Origin of the sequence: Bradyrhizobium sp. CCBAU 25360, from assembly GCF_028128695.1 — a bacterium.
In the GTDB taxonomy this organism is placed as follows: Bacteria; Pseudomonadota; Alphaproteobacteria; order Rhizobiales; family Xanthobacteraceae; genus Bradyrhizobium; species Bradyrhizobium ottawaense.
Window position 1 is genome coordinate 297,709 of the sequence record NZ_LBJA01000039.1, and the last position, 16,253, is coordinate 313,961.

The window sequence follows — 16,253 nt, forward strand, 5'->3', positions numbered from 1 at the left end:
GCGATGCACGATTAACCATGCTTGCGCAGCCGTGGCGTCGGTCTAGGACCTGCGGCGGATCTTGTAGAGAACAAATCGGTCCGAGGTATCCAGCACCTCGAGCAGTTCCGGCAGCGGGTTCGCGGCCGGCGGTCCGAGCACATAGAGATAGTCGTAGTCCCGGTACCAGGTGCGGATGAACGGCGGAACGTCCGCCGGCGGCCGGCTTGCCGCAATCGCGGTGAGCAGCTCCGACGGCACCGGCCCTCCATAGGGAATGGCAAGGCGGCGCACGCCCTCGCGTGGCCGCACCGGCTGCTTGCCCGCTTCCGTGAAGAGGTTGGGCACGAACGCGTTGGCATAATGCACGGCCAGCGTCGGCGCATAGTACATCGGATACGAGGTGAGGTCGGCGAAGGGCGGATCACCATTGTCGCCCGTGCTTCCAACGAGAACGCGTGAGCCGCGCTCGATCTTCTGGAACGAGGCGATGATCGCCGCATAGTCGGCGCGGTAAGGCAGCCACACCGCGAGGACGATCGCGAGATTGATCAGTGTGATCCCACTGATCGCGGCGAGCGCAGCCGTTCTCCAGGCCCGGCTCGGCAGCGACAGCGAGCAGAAGGCCGGCAGGATCAGAGCTGCAGCGGGAATCACGCGAAGGTCCACGAACGAGGTTCCGAACAGCTTGGAGGGAATGACCAGGTAGAGCAGTGCAAAGCCGATCGCGAGCCAGAGGCCGGCCGGCTCGAGCTTGAGGACGCCGCGCCTTGCGGCGAAAAGCAACGAGATCATCAGCGCCAGCCCGGTCACTGCCGATGCCGTCAGGCTGTAGCCGTTCAGGATGCGCAGCGGCCAGACCGGCTTGAATCCGAAGAACCAGCTCGTCCCCTCGCTTCCGATCGAGCCCGCCGTCATTTGCATGATCCCAAACAACACGAGCGCCGGCAGGGCCAGCGCGCCGAGCCGCGCGGCCACGCCCAGGTACGATGCGCGCTGCTGACGAATGCGCGAGAGCTCGTAGAGGCCAAGCGTCGCGCCGTAGATACCGAGGGAGAAGAAATGCGCCGCATACAGCGCAGCGACGAACAGCAAATTGGCGGCGAAACGCAGCGGCCATGGGCCTTCGGCCAGCATCAGGTAGATTGCGATGCCCCAGAGAGCGAGGCCGAGGCCAAACTCGAAATTCACGAAGCCCCAGCTGAACGGCAGACAGTAGAGGAAAGCGAGCGCAGCGAAGCCGGCAAGATGAACCCGGCCCTTTCGCGCCCATTCCAGCAGCAGCGCACCCCCGACGATCAGCAATTGGCTCAGCAGCAGAAACAGCCGCGTGGCGTGCTCGACGCTCATCAGCCGCGCCAGCTGCGGCACCAGCAGATCCATTCCAAGGTTGGGATAGAAGGCCCAGGCCACCTCGTAATACGGATTGGCGTCGGGGGTGCCGTTCCGGCTCAGAATGTACATGCGGGCGAGGTGATTGGGATAATCCACCATCGCGGGAATGGGGGTCAGCAGCACCGGAAGAAGGGAGACCGCCGCCAGCACCGCAAGAACGGCGATTCCCACGGACCGCTCCGAGTCGAGCCGAGCCGGGATGGTCAAAGTCGGCCTGTCAAAACAAGACATGTCGCGGGATCGCCGGGGTTTGAGCGTGGTGTGCCAGGTCGCGTCCACGTCGGCTTTGGAGGGACATCTCACGGTTACGAGTACGCGCCCTCAAGGAGGTTCTCACTTCGAAGGCGTCGCTGTCGCGCTGTCCGCATGGTCTCGCACATGGATCACCGCGATGTCGTCCGCATAGATCCGCTTCCAGCCCTTGAGCTGGTCGAGGATCTGCGGGCCCGGCGCATCGGCAACCAGGAGCGTCGCGTCGATCTTGTACTCGTCGAGCAGGCGCGGCAGCAGCTCGGGCTTCTTGCCCTCCGTCGCCTTGAAGAAGTCCATGACGAACTTCTCGCCATAGAGCTCGGCACGGCCGTCAACGAAGACCGGAATATCGCGCGAGATCAGATAGCCGCCGAACTGGTAGGCATTGAAGATGCGCTGCATCTTGCGTTGCTCGAGCACGTCGACGGCCGCAACCGGCGTGTGCGCCGTCGTGAAGGTGAAGCGGTGGTGCGCCATGTAGAGCGACGTCGAGGTCCAACTCGCCGCCACGATCATCAGCGCGCCAAGCGCGGTGACATAGCGGGCGGGCCAGCGCCCGGCACCGGCGGCGTCAGGCGCCGGGCGCGGGAACATCTCGCCGAGCGGCTTTGCCAGCACCAGCGGCACCACGAACGCAAATGCCTCGATGCTCCTGACATGGGTCAGCGCGCTCCAGGTCAGGAACAGGATCAGGAAGATCCGGGGCGCCGACAGCACCAGGCCGCGATAATAGCCGAATGCGATCAGGCCGAGCAGGGCGCCTTCGAATGGGGTGAACGTGGAGAAGTTCGCGGGCATCCATTCGAAGATCAGCGACAGCAGTTCGCCGAGGCCGAGAATATTGGTCGCGCCCAGCAGCGTCCGCCAGCCATACGGCGTGCAGCAGCTCGCGATCAGAGCACCGATTCCGAACAACACCCAGCGCATGAACAGCTGGAGCCGTCGTCCCTTCTCGGCGTGCTCGACGGCCTCGAGCGCGATCGGGCCGATCAGCACGAGGCCCAGCACGAAGCCGCCATGCAAATTCGCCCAGAGCGCCATCAGCGGCAGCCAATACCAGGACGGCGCGCTCTTGCGGTCGGCAGCTGCCATCAGCAGACCGACCCACGCCACCATGACGGGCAGCGCCAGGATATGCGGCCGCGCCAGCACGTGATGGGCCGACAGCAGCAGCGCCAGCATCGCGAACAGCACTGCGCGTGGTGCCTCGATCTGCACGTCGAGCAGATAGACGAAGATCGCGACCGTGACCGCGACCGCGACCGCGGTGAGGATGACGGGACCTGCCCAGTCCCATTGCGCGTGGGAATAGGCGAACAGCACCTGCGACAGCCACGACGTCGACATCCATGGCGCGCCCGTTCGCGTGAACGAATAGAAGTCGGTGGTGGGCATGGCGCGGTGATCGAGGATCCATTGCCCGATCTTCACCTGCCAGAACGAGTCGGAGTCCTGTAGCCGGGTGTCGCCGAGGTAGAGGAAGAACAGATAGACGCCGGCGCCGACGCATAGCGGCACCAGGGCCCTCGCGCGGCTCTGCGCCGCGATGCTGTTGGCAAAGGAAAGTGACATGCCGCCTCGTCGTCCTGTTGTTCTTGTCGGTCGGGCATGATCCGGACCCGGCGGGCCGCGTTGGCGCAAAGTGAGGTGCGGTTTCCGAGAAGATCATGCTCAGGCAATCACCTGAAGCGCGATGAAGGATTCATCTCATCGCGCGCCAGTCCGAGCGGGCGGCATTGGATCACGGGCGGTCATAACTTCGGGTAAACCTGCAGGCTACGCCGGTTTCATGTCCCGACAATTTAACGGATTGTTTTAGATTTCGATTTACCATCGGCGAATACACGCAAACCGCTCGGTGTTTACGCAGACGAATTAACTGCGGCGCAATTCTTTGCCTCTACGTTTGGTTCCATGGTCGGGCGGCGCTGGGAAGCCGAAAAGACCAGATCAGTTGTAGCCTCGTGTACTCATTTGGAGCACTCTATGAAGAACCTCGTTGCGCGTTTCCTGAAGGATGAATCCGGCGCCACCGCCATTGAATACGGCCTGATCGCTGCCGGCATCGCGCTGGCCATCATCACCGTCGTCAACAATCTCGGCACCACGCTGAACGCCAAGTTCACCTCGATCTCGAGCAGCCTCAAGTAAGGCCGGCCGACCTGAGAATTCTGAGAGCCTCGTCCAAGACGAGGCTCTTTTCTTTTGTGCGAGGGCTTGCTGCCGGCCGATCGGCTAACGGACGAGGTGGCGTTTCGCGGGCAGGTGTCCGGCTCTCATTTTGGCGAGCCCGCGGCTTGTGTCTTGAGCCGTGTGGCGGGCGTTCCTGCCCGTGCGAGGCGCGCGAGAGCTGGCAGCCTGAAGCATGATCCGGATCATGCTCGAGATTTGGTTCGTGCCTCACTGTGACGCGGAGGGTTTGGTCGGTGCGTCGTCGCGGACATGGACCACGGCGATGTCATCCGCATAGAGCCGTTTCCAGCCCGGCAAATGGTCCATGATCATCGATGCCGGGACCGTCCTGTTCAGCAGAGTCGCGTCGATCCGGTAGGTTTCGAGCAGGCGCAGCAGGGTCTCGACGTTCTTGCCTTCGACAGCCTCGAAATAGTCGAGCACGAATTGCTCGCCATACAGTTCGGCGCGGCCGTCGATGAAGGTCTTGATGTTGCGGGTGACCAGATAGCCGCCGATCGGCGCGGTGCTGAAGATCCGCTGCGCGTGCCGCCGCTCGAGCAGGTCGACCGCGGCCGCAGGAGACGGATCGCTGATGAAGGCATAGCGGTGCGGTGTGGCATAGGACCGCGTGATGCTCCAGCCGGCCGCGACGATCGCGAGCGCCGCGATCGCGGTCAGCGCAAAAGAGGGCCGCGTTTCCGTTCCCCTGGGTGCAACGGACCTCGTCATTCCAAAATGTTCGGCGAACGGTTTCGACAGCACGAGCGGCGTCAACAGCGCAAAAACCTCGATGTTCCTGAAGTGGCTGAGAGCCGCCCAGACCAGACCGAGCAGCAGAAGAATGCGGGTCGCGGTCAGCACCACGCCGCTGTAGTAGCCAATGGCGATCAAGCCGAGCAGGCTGACTCCGAACAGATCGAGCGAGCTGAAGTCGGCTGGCCTCCACTCCCCGATCATCGAGAGCAGCTTGCCGAGGTTGAGGATTTTCGTCGACGCGAGGAGCGTGTTCCAGCCATAGGGCGTGCAGCAGCTTGCCGCAAGCGCGGCAAGCCCGAACACGGTCCAGCGTGCGGCCAGTGCAAAGCGGTCCTTGCGATCGGCGGACGCGATCGCATCGAGGCCAACGGCTCCGATCAGCGCTAGACCCATGACGAAGCCGCCGTGAAGATTGGCCCACAGCGCCATCAGGGGCAGCAACAGCCAGGATGGCGCGGTGCGCCGGTCGGCGGCCGCCAGCAGTCCGCCGACAAAGGCCAGCATGACAGGCAGGGCCAGCATGTGCGGGCGCGCGAAAAAATGGCCCATCGACATCACGAGAATTGGGGCGATGAGCAGCAAGGCGCGCGCGGGATCCAGATAGGGGTCGATCAGGTGCGCGAAAATCGCCGCGGTCGCGCCGATCGCGAGCGACGTCAGGATAACCACGCCCGCCCAGTTCGACGGTTCGTAAACCAGCGCGAACAAAACTTGCGATAGCCAGGAACTCGAGATCCAGGGCTCGCCGTCGCGCGTGAACGAATAGATGTCGTTGTGGGGCAACGCGCGGTGTTCGAGGATCCACTGGCCGATCTTGATCTGCCACAGCGTGTCGGAATCCCGCAGCATGATGTCGCCGACGCCAAGAAAGAACAGGTAGGCACCGGCACCGATGCAGAACGGCAAGATCCAGCGTGCTAAGCCGCGCGCGGGAGCGCTGCTTGTCAGGGAAACCGACATTGAACTCTCGGGGTGGGATCGACCACGCAGTGACGGCGCATCCGCACATCACCATGATCGCGTTTAAGTTGAGGTAAACCAAACTGATCCACCGCGGTCATCCCGCGTAAGGATGCGTTTATTATGCTTACGCGTGCTCTCCCGAGGTGCCGGGCTTTCGGATGCTCATTTGCGTCTTGTCATCCCGCCTGAATAGTTGTTCAGTCTTTGCGGGGCGATTTGCATCTTTTGCGTGACGAAGCGTTTTGCCGCAGGGCGTGCGGCAGGCGTGTGGGACAGGAAGCGCGCCATGGTTTATCGGCGGACGCATCAAGTGGTGAAGCGCCTTGCGGCGCGGCGCAGTGCGATCTTGACGGCGGCACGGGAGACTGCAGCGGAAGGCGGGATGGCGGCGGTGCAGATCGCGCCCGTCGCGGTCCGGGCCAATGTCGCGGCCGGCACGGTCTACCGCTACTTCCCCTCCAAGGCCGAGCTGATCTCCGAGCTCATTGCCGAGGTCTCGCGCGATGAGCTCGCGGCGATCCGCCGGGCGGCCGATGCCGCGCCGGGGCCATCCTCGGCGCTGGCGGCCGCCGTCACCACCGTGGCGGTCCACACCCTGTCGCAGCGGCGGCTGGCCTGGGGCATTCTGGCAGAACCGGTCGATGTCGATGTCAGCGCCTCCCGCCTTGCCAGCCGGCGGGAGATTGCCGGCGAGATTGCCGCCCGGATCGACGCCGCGGTGCGTGCCGGTCACCTGCCCGCCCAGGACACCGCACTCGCCGCCACCGCCTTGCTCGGCGCGCTGCATGAGGCCCTGGTCGGGCCGCTAGCGCCTGACAATCTCGACGATCCCGTCAAGATGCGCGATGCGGTGCAGACCGTGACGCTGCTGGCGCTGCGTGCGGTCGGCGTCATGGACGCCCGCGCCCGGGGACTCGTGGTGCAGCAGACGCTGCTGCCGGCCGCGAAGGCGCTCGTTGGGGCGTAAAATCGCCCTGTGCACGAAGCGGCCGGCGTGACGGCGCTCAGGTGGTTGACTGAGCGAGCCTTTTCGCAAAACCACAGCACGATCGCCGGGCCCTCCGGCTACTGTGTATGGGGTTGTTTTTCGACTTTTTGTTTGGCGTGCCCGGGCGGGCCTACATGATCGCGTCGCCCTCGGGGCCGACCGAGGCGATGCGCACCATGTTGGTGGTGCCGGGGATGCCGAGCGGCACGCCGGCGACGATGATGACACGCTGGCCGGCGCGGACGAAACCGTCCCGGAACGCGATCTGGCCGGCGCGGCCGACCATGTCGTCCTGGTCGCGCGCGTCTTCCGCCACCACGCAATGCACGCCCCAGACCACCGCGAGCCGTCGGCCGGCGGTGATGTTCGGCGTGATCGCCACGATCGGCGGCTTCGGCCGCTCGCGCGCCACCCGCACTGCGGTCGAGCCCGAGCTGGTCCAGCAGATCAGGGCGGGAAGGTCGAGCGTCTCGGCGATCTGCCGCGCGGCGTCGGCGATGGCATCGCCCGCGGTGGATTCCGGCGCGGGACGCTGTGCGGTGAGCACGGAACGATAAATCGGGTCGCGCTCGACCTCCTCGCCGATGCGGTTCATGGTCGAGACCGCCTCGACCGGGAATTTGCCGGCCGCCGATTCCGCCGACAGCATGATGGCGTCGGCGCCCTCATAGACGGCCGTGGCGACGTCGGAGACCTCGGCGCGGGTCGGCACCGGCGACTGGATCATCGATTCCAGCATCTGGGTTGCGATCACCACCGGCTTGCCGGCGCGGCGCGCCATCCGCGTCATCTGCTTCTGCAGGCTCGGCACGCGCTCGAGCGGCAATTCGACGCCGAGGTCGCCGCGCGCCACCATCAGCGCGTCGGAGGCCTCGATGATGTCGGCGAGGCGGTCGATCGCCTGCGGCTTCTCGATCTTGGCCATGACCGCGGCGCGGCCGCGGATCATCTTCTTGGCTTCGATCACGTCGTCGGCGCGCTGCACGAAGGACAGCGCGATCCAGTCGATGCCGGTGACGAGCGCCGCCTCGAGGTCGGCGCGGTCCTTCGAGGTCATGGCGGAGACGGGCAGGTCGGTGTCGGGCAGGCTGACGCCCTTGCGGTCGCTCATCTTGCCGCCGACCACGACCCGCGTCACCGCGTGCTCTTTCGAGGTCTCCTCCGCGATCAGGCGCACCTTGCCGTCGTCGAGCAGCAGCGCGTGGCCGGGCCGCAGCGCCGCCAGGATCTCGGGATGCGGCAGGTGGACGCGCGTGGTGTCGCCGGGGGCCTTGTCGGAATCCAGCGTGAAGGTCTGGCCGTTCTGCAGCTGCACCGAGCCTTCGGCGAAGGAGCCGAGCCTGAGCTTCGGGCCCTGCAGGTCGACCAGGATGCCGATCGGCCGGCCATAGCTGCTCTCGACGTTGCGGATCGTCGCCACCAGCTCCCGCATCTTGTCATGCGGGGTGTGGCTCATGTTGATGCGAAATAGGTCGGCGCCGGCCTCGAACAGGCGGCGGATCATCGCGAGGTCTGAAGAGGCTGGGCCCAGGGTCGCGAGAATCTTGATACGGCGAAGACGCCTCATGGCTTATTTCCAGACGGGGGCGAGGGAGCTGGCGGGAGGCCAGGCGGGGCGGGGGGCGTACCACCGGGCGGGCTATTGGGCAAACCCGGAACCCCGCCCGGGCCAACCGGACCGGGGAGGCCGGGTACGCGCTGCTGCGCCGGCTGTTCGTTGGCATCGGTGAGCTGCACCGTCCACGCCCGCTGCTCACCGGTATCGACCTCGAAATAGCCGGTCCGGTCATAGCCGCGCGCGAGGCAATCCTCGGTGCCGCGGATGGTGAACTCCTTGTCGCGCGAGCACATGAAGGCCTGCCCCGACCACTCGCCGCCGCGGTCATAGTCGATGGCGTAGATGTAATAGTAACGGGCGACCAACGTTCCCCGCAGCAGGGTCTCGCAGGAGCGGGACGAGATGTTCCACCAGCCCTCGGTGGTCCAGCCCTCGGCGTCCTTGTAGCCGAGCGCAATGCCGACCCGGCTCGACGTGTTGTTGCAGAGACGGAAATCGGCGGAGGCCGTGCTGCTCCACAAGCACAGCAGGCCAATTGCCAGCACCGGGACCAACCGGGCGAGCATGCGAAGGGGGAAGCGGGGAGATTCGGCGATCATTGTCGCGGAAGCTATATCAGATCATTGGCGATTTGGCGTAGGGGGCCGGGGAACTGCCTCAAGGCCGGGTTCGGGTCGGTTTGCGCCGGGATATGGCAAAATCTGTGACAGGACCCACCTGATCCCGTAAGGGTGACCGCAATCGGGGCAGGCCCAAAGGGATATCAAGGGACATAGCCATGGCAATCGACGACAAAACCAGAACGGAGCTCGAGGCGGCCGCCTTCCGCCGTCTGGTCGATCATCTGAAATCGCGGACGGATGTCCAGAACATCGACATGATGAATCTGGCGGGCTTCTGCCGCAACTGCCTGTCCAACTGGCTCAAGGAAGCTGCCGACGCCCAGGGCGTCGCCTTAAGCAAGGACGAGAGCCGAGAGGCCGTCTACGGCATGCCCTACGAGACCTGGAAGTCGAAATACCAGGGCACGGCCACGCCAGAACAGCTCGAGACGATGAAGAAGGTCCATCCCCACGGACACGGGCACTGAACGGCGCGGGCGCGCCTCGCTGAGTCGCACCACACAACAGCTTTCTTGGCCTCGCCGCAGGAAGGTGTGGGCGCGCTGTGGACGAGCGCGATGCTGCCTTGAACGCAGTCGGTACCAACCCTAAGGGTCTACCAGCACGCGCGGTGAGGGATGCCGGCGTCACCTCGTTTTGCCAGTTCCATTGGGAGTACCTAGATGGCCACCTCCGCCGCCGTCCGCGACGACGAGCCCGCGACGAAATTTGCCAAGGACCAGCTCAAATCCATCATCGAGCGCATCGAGCGGCTGGAGGAAGAGAAGAAGGCGATCTCCGACGATATCCGCGACGTCTATGCCGAAAGCAAAGGCAACGGCTACGACGTCAAGGCGCTACGCACCATCGTGCGCATGCGCAAGCAGGACCCCAACGAGCGCGCCGAGGCCGAGACGATTCTCGAGACCTACATGCAGGCGCTGGGCATGCTCTGAGGCGGTCGCGCCTCAAGCACGACTGCGGCAGCCCGGAGCACAGCGAAATCCGGGTTCTCGCAGTGTGAAAGCAATCCCGGATTGCGCCGCGCTCCATCCGGGCTAAAAATTGCGCGTGTTTCGTTTGCGAACGGAGTCGCGAATGACTGCGCCGCCGCTGCCGCGCGAGGTGAACCGTGCCTTCGGCGCTCTGCCGGCACCGATCGGCAAGCGGCTGCTTCAGGTGCGCGCGCTGATCTTCGCGACGGCCGCGGCGTATGAAGAGGTCGGCCGGCTCACCGAGACTCTCAAATGGGGCGAGCCGGCGTATCTGACCGACGAGACCGGCAGCGGCTCGACGATCCGGCTCGGCCGCGTCAAGGACCCCGCACACGCCGCCATCCTGTTCAATTGCAAGACGACGCTGATCGATAGCTTCCGCGAACGCTTTCCCGATCGGTTCGAGTACCGGCAGACCCGGGCGCTGTTGTTGCCGGTGGTGGGCAGGCTGCCGATGCGGGAATTATCCGTCTGCCTGTCGCTGGCGCTGACGTATCATCTGGACCGGCGAGCGAGGAAAGCGCGGTAGGGCGTTCTTGGCCTGGATGGAGCGAAGAGACTGAATTCGTGGAGGTAGCTCGGCGCCTCAGCGCAGCGCGGCCGTGCGCATGACGAACGACGTCGTCTGGAGCTTCGCGGTCGCGCTGCCCGAAAAACTGTCGCAGGACAGGCCGTGCATCGGGTCGTCGGCAAAGCCCATTGCGATCACGGCCTGCGGCTTGACGAAATAGCCGCGCAGCGCGGCCGTATCGAGCTCGCCCATCAGCGTGACCGACATCGCGCGGCTGGCGCTCGGCGACAGCATCACGATCTTGAGCCAGATGCTGTCGCTCTTGGCGGCGGAGAGGCGGGTCGCGGTCGCGACCGCGCCGTCGACGCTCTTGCCGACCACCGTGTTGATTTCGGTCGCCTGGGCGATGCTGCGTGACGCGGGACGGGCCGAGCGCGGGATCGGCGCGGAGGCGGCGACGACATTGCCGCGATCAACCGGGGAGGCGGCCGGCGCGAAAGCCAGCGCCTGAAGGGCCGCGTTGGACACGCTCGCGGTTGCTTGCGGATCGGTGGCAGAGGCGAGCGCCTGGCGGGCCTTCAGCGCAGCGATTTGCGCCGGCGTCGCCTGCTGCGGCGCGGCCGGGACATCATCCCAGAAGCCGCGGGCGTTGATGATGTCGGCCGGAGTCTCCGGCTTGCCCTCTGCAGATTTGGGTGCCGGCTTGTCAGCCACGGCCGCGGGCTTCGGCTTGGGCGGCGCGACCAGCTGTGCGTCGGCCGAGGCGAGCTGGATCGCGGCGGCAATCTGCGGCTTGGCGCGCGGCGTCGGCACCGGATCGGCGGGCTTGGCTGCGGCTGCGACCACGGTCGGCACCGCCGGCTTGGCGGCCGGCGCGGGCGCGCCCTCGTCGTCCTCGTCGCTGCTGGCGGCCGGAGCGGCGGACTTGCCCTTGAACAAAGCGGCGAAGAAGTTCGGCTTGCTGCTGGAGTCGTCGCCATTGCCGCGGCGCTCGATCTCGGCCTTGGCGAGCTCATAGCCCTTGAGCGGGGTGCCGTCTGTCGGCAAGTGCACCGTCTTTCCGTCCGGGAAGACGCGGGCGAGCTGGTCATGCGTCATGCGTGGCCAGTGCCGGATGCTGCCGGTGTCCAGATGCACGAAGGGCGAGCCCGACGTCGGGTAGAAGCCGACGCCGCCGCGCTGCAGGCGCAGGCCGGCGAAGCGGATCTGCTCCAGCGGCACGCCCGGAATGTAGAAGTCCATCGCATGTCCCAGCATGTGCTGGCTGAAGCGCGCCACCCCGGAGGAGCGGCGGCGGAGCATGGCGTTGGTGGCGGGGGAGCGGTAGGAGGAGATGATCTGGATCGGCTGCTTGGCGTCGACGTCGCGGTAGACTTCCCAGAGGATATCGAAGAGGCGGCGGTCCATGACCGTCTCGTCCTGGGTGCGCCAGTCGCGCAGGAAGTGATTGAGCTGCTTCAGCGCCGCTTCGTCATAGCGGCCATCACGCTTGAAGGTGACGGTCAGGTCTTCGCCGGAATGGGTGTGGTGGAAGGAGAGGGTCTTGGTTTCGCTCAGCGCGGCGGCGTTGTGGACTGAACCCGCGGCAGCAAGCAGCAATACGGCAGCGAGGCCGATCCGGGATCCGGCCTTCACTCCCGCATGGGACAACGACAGCACAGTAAATTGGCGTGCGAGACCAGTCAGCACGTATGAGCCCACCCAGTCGACGAGCGTTCAAAATGGACTCTCCCGCCAACCCCGTAGCAGTGCGAAAGAGGATGAACGCTTTCTTAAAGCAAGAAGGTTAATTCGAGGTTGACCTTCCCGCGCCCAAACCAAGTCAGGCTACAATCCTAACCCGTTGAGTGTGGCAAAAAAACGCCCGGTGCCGGGAGCGGGGTGGACAATGGTTAACGTTAAACGGCCCCATCCATGGGACGGGGCCGTTGATATCGTTGTGGAATTCGAAAAGCTGAGCTCCCGCAGCCTTACCGGGTGAACACCCGCTGCTGCTGGGACCGGCGGCCGACCGGAGCCGGCGGCGGGGTCGGCGCCCCGCCTCCGAACAGCCGTTCGAAGAAGTTCGGGCCCGACGAGCCGAAGCCACCGCCATTGTTGGCCACGGCCACGCCTGAGGGCAGGGTCGTCGCCGGGCGCGAATAGCTCGGCTGCGAGTGCGCAACGACGGCCTCGAGATCCTTGCCGCGGTTGTTCTTCAGGATGTTGATCATGGTCGCGTCGCGGCCATAGACGTCCTTGCGGAACTGCAGTTTGCCGGCATCGTCCACGAAGGCGGTCTGATAGGTGATGTTGACCGGGACCGGAGTCGGGAATTTCAGGTCGATCTCGCTCTTGCCGTACATGCTGCGCACGCGCTCGGGCGTGTACTTCTCGTTCGGCATGGTGATGTTGAGCAGTACGGACGCGTACTGATCCGGGTTCTGCACGCGCATGCAGCCATGGCTGAAGGCGCGATCTTCCCTGGCGAACAGGTTCTTGTCCGGCGTGTCGTGCTGATAGACCAGGAACTTGTTCGGGAAGTTGAAGCGGATGCGGCCGAGCGCGTTGGCTTCACCGGGCGGCTGCGAGATGTGCACCGAGCCGTCGCGGTTCTGTTCGAGCTTGAGGCCCATGCGCTGCAGCACGGTCGGGTCCTGCTGCAACGCCGGCAGATACTCGTTGTAGACGATCGACGGCGGCACGTTCCAGGTCGGATTGACCGTGATGTACTTCATCGTCTCGGTCAGCAGCGGGGTCGCATGCGTGCCCGGCTTGCCGGTGACGACGCGGGTGGTCCAGACCTGCTGGCCGCGCTGCATCACCTTCAGCGTGTAGTCGGGAATGTTGAGGATCACATAGGCATCGCCCAGCGCGGGCGCGCCGAGATCGCGCGGCAGCCAGCGCCAGCGCTCCATGTTCACCAGCACCACGTCGATCTGCTTGTCGCGCTTGGGGGTGTTGAGCGCCTTGACCGTCTTGTCGTCGAGGACGCCGGTCACCTTCATCTCGGCGCCGCTCTGGAATTTTCGCACGGCGTCGGCGACCGCTGCGTCATAGCGGGTGTCGCCGGCATTCTCGGCAAGGCCGAGCTTGGCGCGAAGCTGCGGCACACGCGCATCTTCCACGACGACCTCAGCCTGCTTCTTGCTGGCCGGGGTGTATTTCAGCGCCGGACCGTCGGCGATCTCGATCACCGGGCCGCTGCCCTGACCACGAAGCTCCGCGAGCTTGGCCTTCAGCTCCTTGTAGAGCTTGTGGGGCGGATTGTAGCTGTCGAGCGCAGCGGAGGCGTCCGTCGCGGTCGTGACCTTGGCGAGCACCTCGTTCGGGTCGACCGGATGCTCGGGATAGAGGATGTCGCCGCTGACCTGCGACCAATGCATGCGGCCGCTCTGGGCCTGGCGCGCATAGTCGAACATGCTGGCGGTGAGCTTGAGCTCGGCATCGGCCAGCGCATCGGGCGTGGTGGCGCTGGCGAAGTCCGGCACCGGATAGTCGGCGGGATTGAGGCCGTCGGACGCCGCGTCCTTCAGCCGCGCGATGACGCCCTTGGCCGCGGTGGTCAGGCTGCCGCCTTGCGTCCAGACCGGCGCGAAGTCGCGTGCGCCATAAAACTTCTCGATCGCCGCGCGCTCGTTCTTGCGATCGAAATGGCGCGAGGTCTTGGCGCCGATGATGTCCTTGAGCTTGTCGGCGACCGGCTGGTCGGCGGCGGGAACATTGCTCGCGGCCTTCACGGGCTCAACGGTAGGGGCCGCAGCCGTGGCCGGTGCCGCAGGCGCAGCCGGCATGGCGGTGTCTGCCTTGGCCGGCTCGGTCTTCACAGGCTCGGTCTTGGCAGGTTCGGTATTGGCCGTTTCGCCCTTCGGCGCCTCGGCGGCGGGCGTGGTGGCGACGTCGGAAGGCTTGGTCTCGACCTTGTTCGGGGCCGGTGCGATGTCAGCCTTCACGGGCGCCTGTGCCGGCTCCTTGGCGGAATCCTGCACCGTGGCGGTGGTGTCGAGCTTGATATCGGAGGCGGTCGGGGGCGGGACGTTGGCCGGCTCGGGGCGCGGGATCGCGGCTTCGATCGCGAACTCGGCAGCGCTGCTGCGCGCCTGATCCTGCGCCAGGGCTGAGCTGGCCGACACCGTGAGGAAGGTCGCTGCGACCGTCATCAAGACACGGTCGAAGCCCGCACGGTGGTTCAAACAGTCACGCATTGTGTCGCACCCCTCGGGTGAACTGTCCCTCGTGGAACAGCTTTGTTTTCGCCTATTGAGCTTCGGCTAAATCGCGCCGGCCTCTCGAAAGTTGCACGCCTGCAAGCAACGATTCATACGCAGACGATATACAGGCCCCGGTTTTGCAGCCAGCGCTAACCGGGACAACTCACGCCAAACTGACTTCAAGGGAGCCTCTTGGCAACGGATTGTGCGCCTGCACAGCGCGCTTTTCCCTGTGTCTGTCACTTCCAAGTCACGGTTCAAGAAGCAGTCGAATTCTGTCGTCAGGCGAACGGCTTACAGCCGCTCCCGCATCGCCGCGCGAACCCTCGTTCGCATGATGCTCAGTGCGTCTCCTCGCCGCTTTTCCCGCCATGTCCGGGAACCCCGGCCTCGTCGAGTTTGCGGTAGAGGGTGGACCGGCCGATTTTGAGGCGGCGAGCCACCTCGGACATCTGGCCGCGGTAGTGCGAGATCGCGAAGCGGATGATCTCGTTCTCCATGTCCTCCAGCGAGCGGACATCGCCGGTCGCGGTGAGCAGGGCGAGCGTGCCTACCGCCGGGAGCGGCGCGATCGGTATTTCATTACCCGATACCACCGACGGGGTCGCCGCCGGCTCGAGCATCAGCGGGGCGGTCGGAATCTCGGTTACGGGATGCGGCTGCGAAGCGAGCAGAGGGAAGTCGCCGAGGCCGAGCTGGTCGCCGTCGCTCATCACCACGGCGCGGTAGACCGCGTTCTCGAGCTGGCGGATGTTGCCGGGCCAGTCGAGCTGGGCAAGATGGGCCATGGCCTCGCCGCTGATGCCGGTGATCGCGCGGTTCTCCTCGGCGGCAAACCGCGCCAGGAAATGCCGGAGCAGATGCGGGATGTCCTCGCGCCGCGCCCGGAGCGAGGGGATCGTCAGCGGCAGCACGTGCAGGCGATAGAACAGGTCTTCCCGGAAGTGTCCTTGTTTCACCCGCTCCAGCAGCCGGCGATTGGTTGCCGAGACGATGCGGACATCGACCTTGACGGGCTTGCGGCCGCCGACCGCCTCGACTGCGCCTTCCTGGAGCGCGCGCAGCAGCTTGACCTGCGCAGTCAGGGGCAGCTCGCTGACCTCGTCCAGGAACAGCGTGCCGCCATGGGCCTCGACGAACTTGCCCATGTGCCGCTCGGTCGCGCCGGTGAAGGCGCCCTTCTCGTGGCCGAACAGAATGGACTCGACGAGGTTGTCGGGGATCGCGCCGCAATTGACCGCGACGAAGGGCTTGGCCTTGCGCTCGCCGCTGCCATGGATGGCGCGCGCGAACATCTCCTTGCCGACGCCGGACTCGCCTTCGATCAGAACGGGAATCGCAGAGTTCGCCGCCTTCTGCGCGGCGCGCATCACGCCAGCCATCGCCTCGGCGCGGGTGATGATGTCGGAGAACGTCAGCCGGCCCTCGCGGCTGTGCCGGATGCGCTGCAATTCGCCCTTGAGCGCGGAGGCGTTGAGCGCGTTGCGCAGCGAGACCTGGAGCCGCTCCACACCAACCGGCTTGACCACGAAATCGGCCGCGCCGGCGCGCATCGCCGAGATCACGTTGTCGATGCCGCCATGGGCGGTCTGCACGATGACGGGGACGCTGAGACCCGCTTCGCGGATTTTCGCCAGCACGCCCATGCCGTCGAGGCCGGGCATCACGAGATCGAGGATGACGGCGTCGATGGCCGGCGCGTCGGGAGTGGTAAGGACGGCGATCGCGGCGTCACCGGAGTCCACGACGACCGTCTCATAGCCGCATTTCTGCACCATGTTCTCGACCAGCCGGCGGGCTACGGCGTCGTCGTCGGCGATCAAAATACTGGCAGCCATGGTGTTCCCCGCACGCTACTACTATCTGTCTCGAATCGGGGCACTCTGGCC

The 16,253-nt window shown here is 65.4% G+C and carries 13 protein-coding genes; 5 read left to right on the plus strand and 8 right to left on the minus strand.

The window, feature by feature from the left end:
- Positions 1 to 42: 42 nt before the first annotated feature.
- Both XH81_RS19110 and XH81_RS19115 read right to left on the minus strand, forming a co-directional pair.
- Entirely contained in the window at positions 43 to 1,605 is a 1,563-nt protein-coding gene (locus tag XH81_RS19110; RefSeq protein WP_049801845.1) for a hypothetical protein, read from the minus strand.
- A gap of 102 nt (positions 1,606 to 1,707) precedes the next feature.
- A complete protein-coding gene (locus XH81_RS19115) occupies positions 1,708 to 3,198 on the minus strand; it encodes a hypothetical protein (protein WP_028140310.1) in 1,491 nt (496 codons plus the stop codon).
- A gap of 414 nt (positions 3,199 to 3,612) precedes the next feature.
- Between XH81_RS19115 and XH81_RS19120 the strand changes: the two genes are divergently transcribed.
- On the plus strand, positions 3,613 to 3,777 hold the full coding sequence (locus XH81_RS19120) for a Flp family type IVb pilin (RefSeq protein WP_028140309.1): 165 nt from the start codon (positions 3,613 to 3,615) through the stop codon (positions 3,775 to 3,777).
- A 249-nt stretch (positions 3,778 to 4,026) separates the two neighbouring features.
- Here XH81_RS19120 and XH81_RS19125 read toward each other — a convergent pair whose 3' ends face one another.
- Positions 4,027 to 5,517: a hypothetical protein gene (locus XH81_RS19125; protein WP_028140308.1), complete on the minus strand. Its 1,491-nt coding sequence runs from the start codon at positions 5,515 to 5,517 to the stop codon at positions 4,027 to 4,029.
- A gap of 289 nt (positions 5,518 to 5,806) precedes the next feature.
- On the opposite strand from XH81_RS19125, the gene XH81_RS19130 reads away from it, so the two are divergent.
- Complete coding sequence (locus XH81_RS19130) at positions 5,807 to 6,487, plus strand: TetR/AcrR family transcriptional regulator (RefSeq protein ID WP_028140307.1); 681 nt, start codon at positions 5,807 to 5,809, stop codon at positions 6,485 to 6,487.
- 151 nt (positions 6,488 to 6,638) lie between these two features.
- Here XH81_RS19130 and pyk read toward each other — a convergent pair whose 3' ends face one another.
- Both pyk and XH81_RS19140 read right to left on the minus strand, forming a co-directional pair.
- Positions 6,639 to 8,075: a pyruvate kinase gene (gene pyk / locus XH81_RS19135; protein WP_018317789.1), complete on the minus strand. Its 1,437-nt coding sequence runs from the start codon at positions 8,073 to 8,075 to the stop codon at positions 6,639 to 6,641.
- Positions 8,072 to 8,665 (minus strand): DUF1036 domain-containing protein, encoded by a 594-nt coding sequence (locus XH81_RS19140; RefSeq protein WP_028140306.1) that lies wholly within the window; start codon positions 8,663 to 8,665, stop codon positions 8,072 to 8,074. Before XH81_RS19140 ends, pyk begins: the two co-directional genes overlap by 4 nt.
- Positions 8,666 to 8,844: 179 nt before the next feature.
- Here XH81_RS19140 and XH81_RS19145 point away from each other — a divergent pair, with 179 nt between their 5' ends.
- The 3 genes from XH81_RS19145 to XH81_RS19155 all read left to right on the plus strand — a co-directional run bounded on the left by XH81_RS19145 (position 8,845) and on the right by XH81_RS19155 (position 10,192).
- Positions 8,845 to 9,156: a DUF1244 domain-containing protein gene (locus XH81_RS19145; RefSeq protein ID WP_028140305.1), complete on the plus strand. Its 312-nt coding sequence runs from the start codon at positions 8,845 to 8,847 to the stop codon at positions 9,154 to 9,156.
- Between the two features lie 195 nt (positions 9,157 to 9,351).
- Positions 9,352 to 9,624 carry a DUF2312 domain-containing protein gene (locus XH81_RS19150; protein WP_014492426.1) on the plus strand — a complete coding sequence of 91 codons (273 nt, stop codon included), beginning with the start codon at positions 9,352 to 9,354 and terminating at the stop codon, positions 9,622 to 9,624.
- Positions 9,625 to 9,766: 142 nt separating this feature from the next.
- Positions 9,767 to 10,192 (plus strand): DUF1801 domain-containing protein, encoded by a 426-nt coding sequence (locus XH81_RS19155; protein WP_028140304.1) that lies wholly within the window; start codon positions 9,767 to 9,769, stop codon positions 10,190 to 10,192.
- A gap of 57 nt (positions 10,193 to 10,249) precedes the next feature.
- Here the strand turns inward: XH81_RS19155 and XH81_RS19160 are convergent, their stop codons facing one another.
- From XH81_RS19160 to XH81_RS19170, 3 genes are all read right to left on the minus strand, one after another.
- Positions 10,250 to 11,875, minus strand: a complete 1,626-nt coding sequence (locus XH81_RS19160; RefSeq protein ID WP_028140303.1) for a DUF882 domain-containing protein — start codon at positions 11,873 to 11,875, stop codon at positions 10,250 to 10,252.
- 269 nt (positions 11,876 to 12,144) lie between these two features.
- Entirely contained in the window at positions 12,145 to 14,358 is a 2,214-nt protein-coding gene (locus XH81_RS19165; protein ID WP_028140302.1) for a L,D-transpeptidase family protein, read from the minus strand.
- A gap of 347 nt (positions 14,359 to 14,705) precedes the next feature.
- Positions 14,706 to 16,202 carry a sigma-54-dependent transcriptional regulator gene (locus tag XH81_RS19170; protein ID WP_028140301.1) on the minus strand — a complete coding sequence of 499 codons (1,497 nt, stop codon included), beginning with the start codon at positions 16,200 to 16,202 and terminating at the stop codon, positions 14,706 to 14,708.
- Positions 16,203 to 16,253 lie beyond the last annotated feature (51 nt).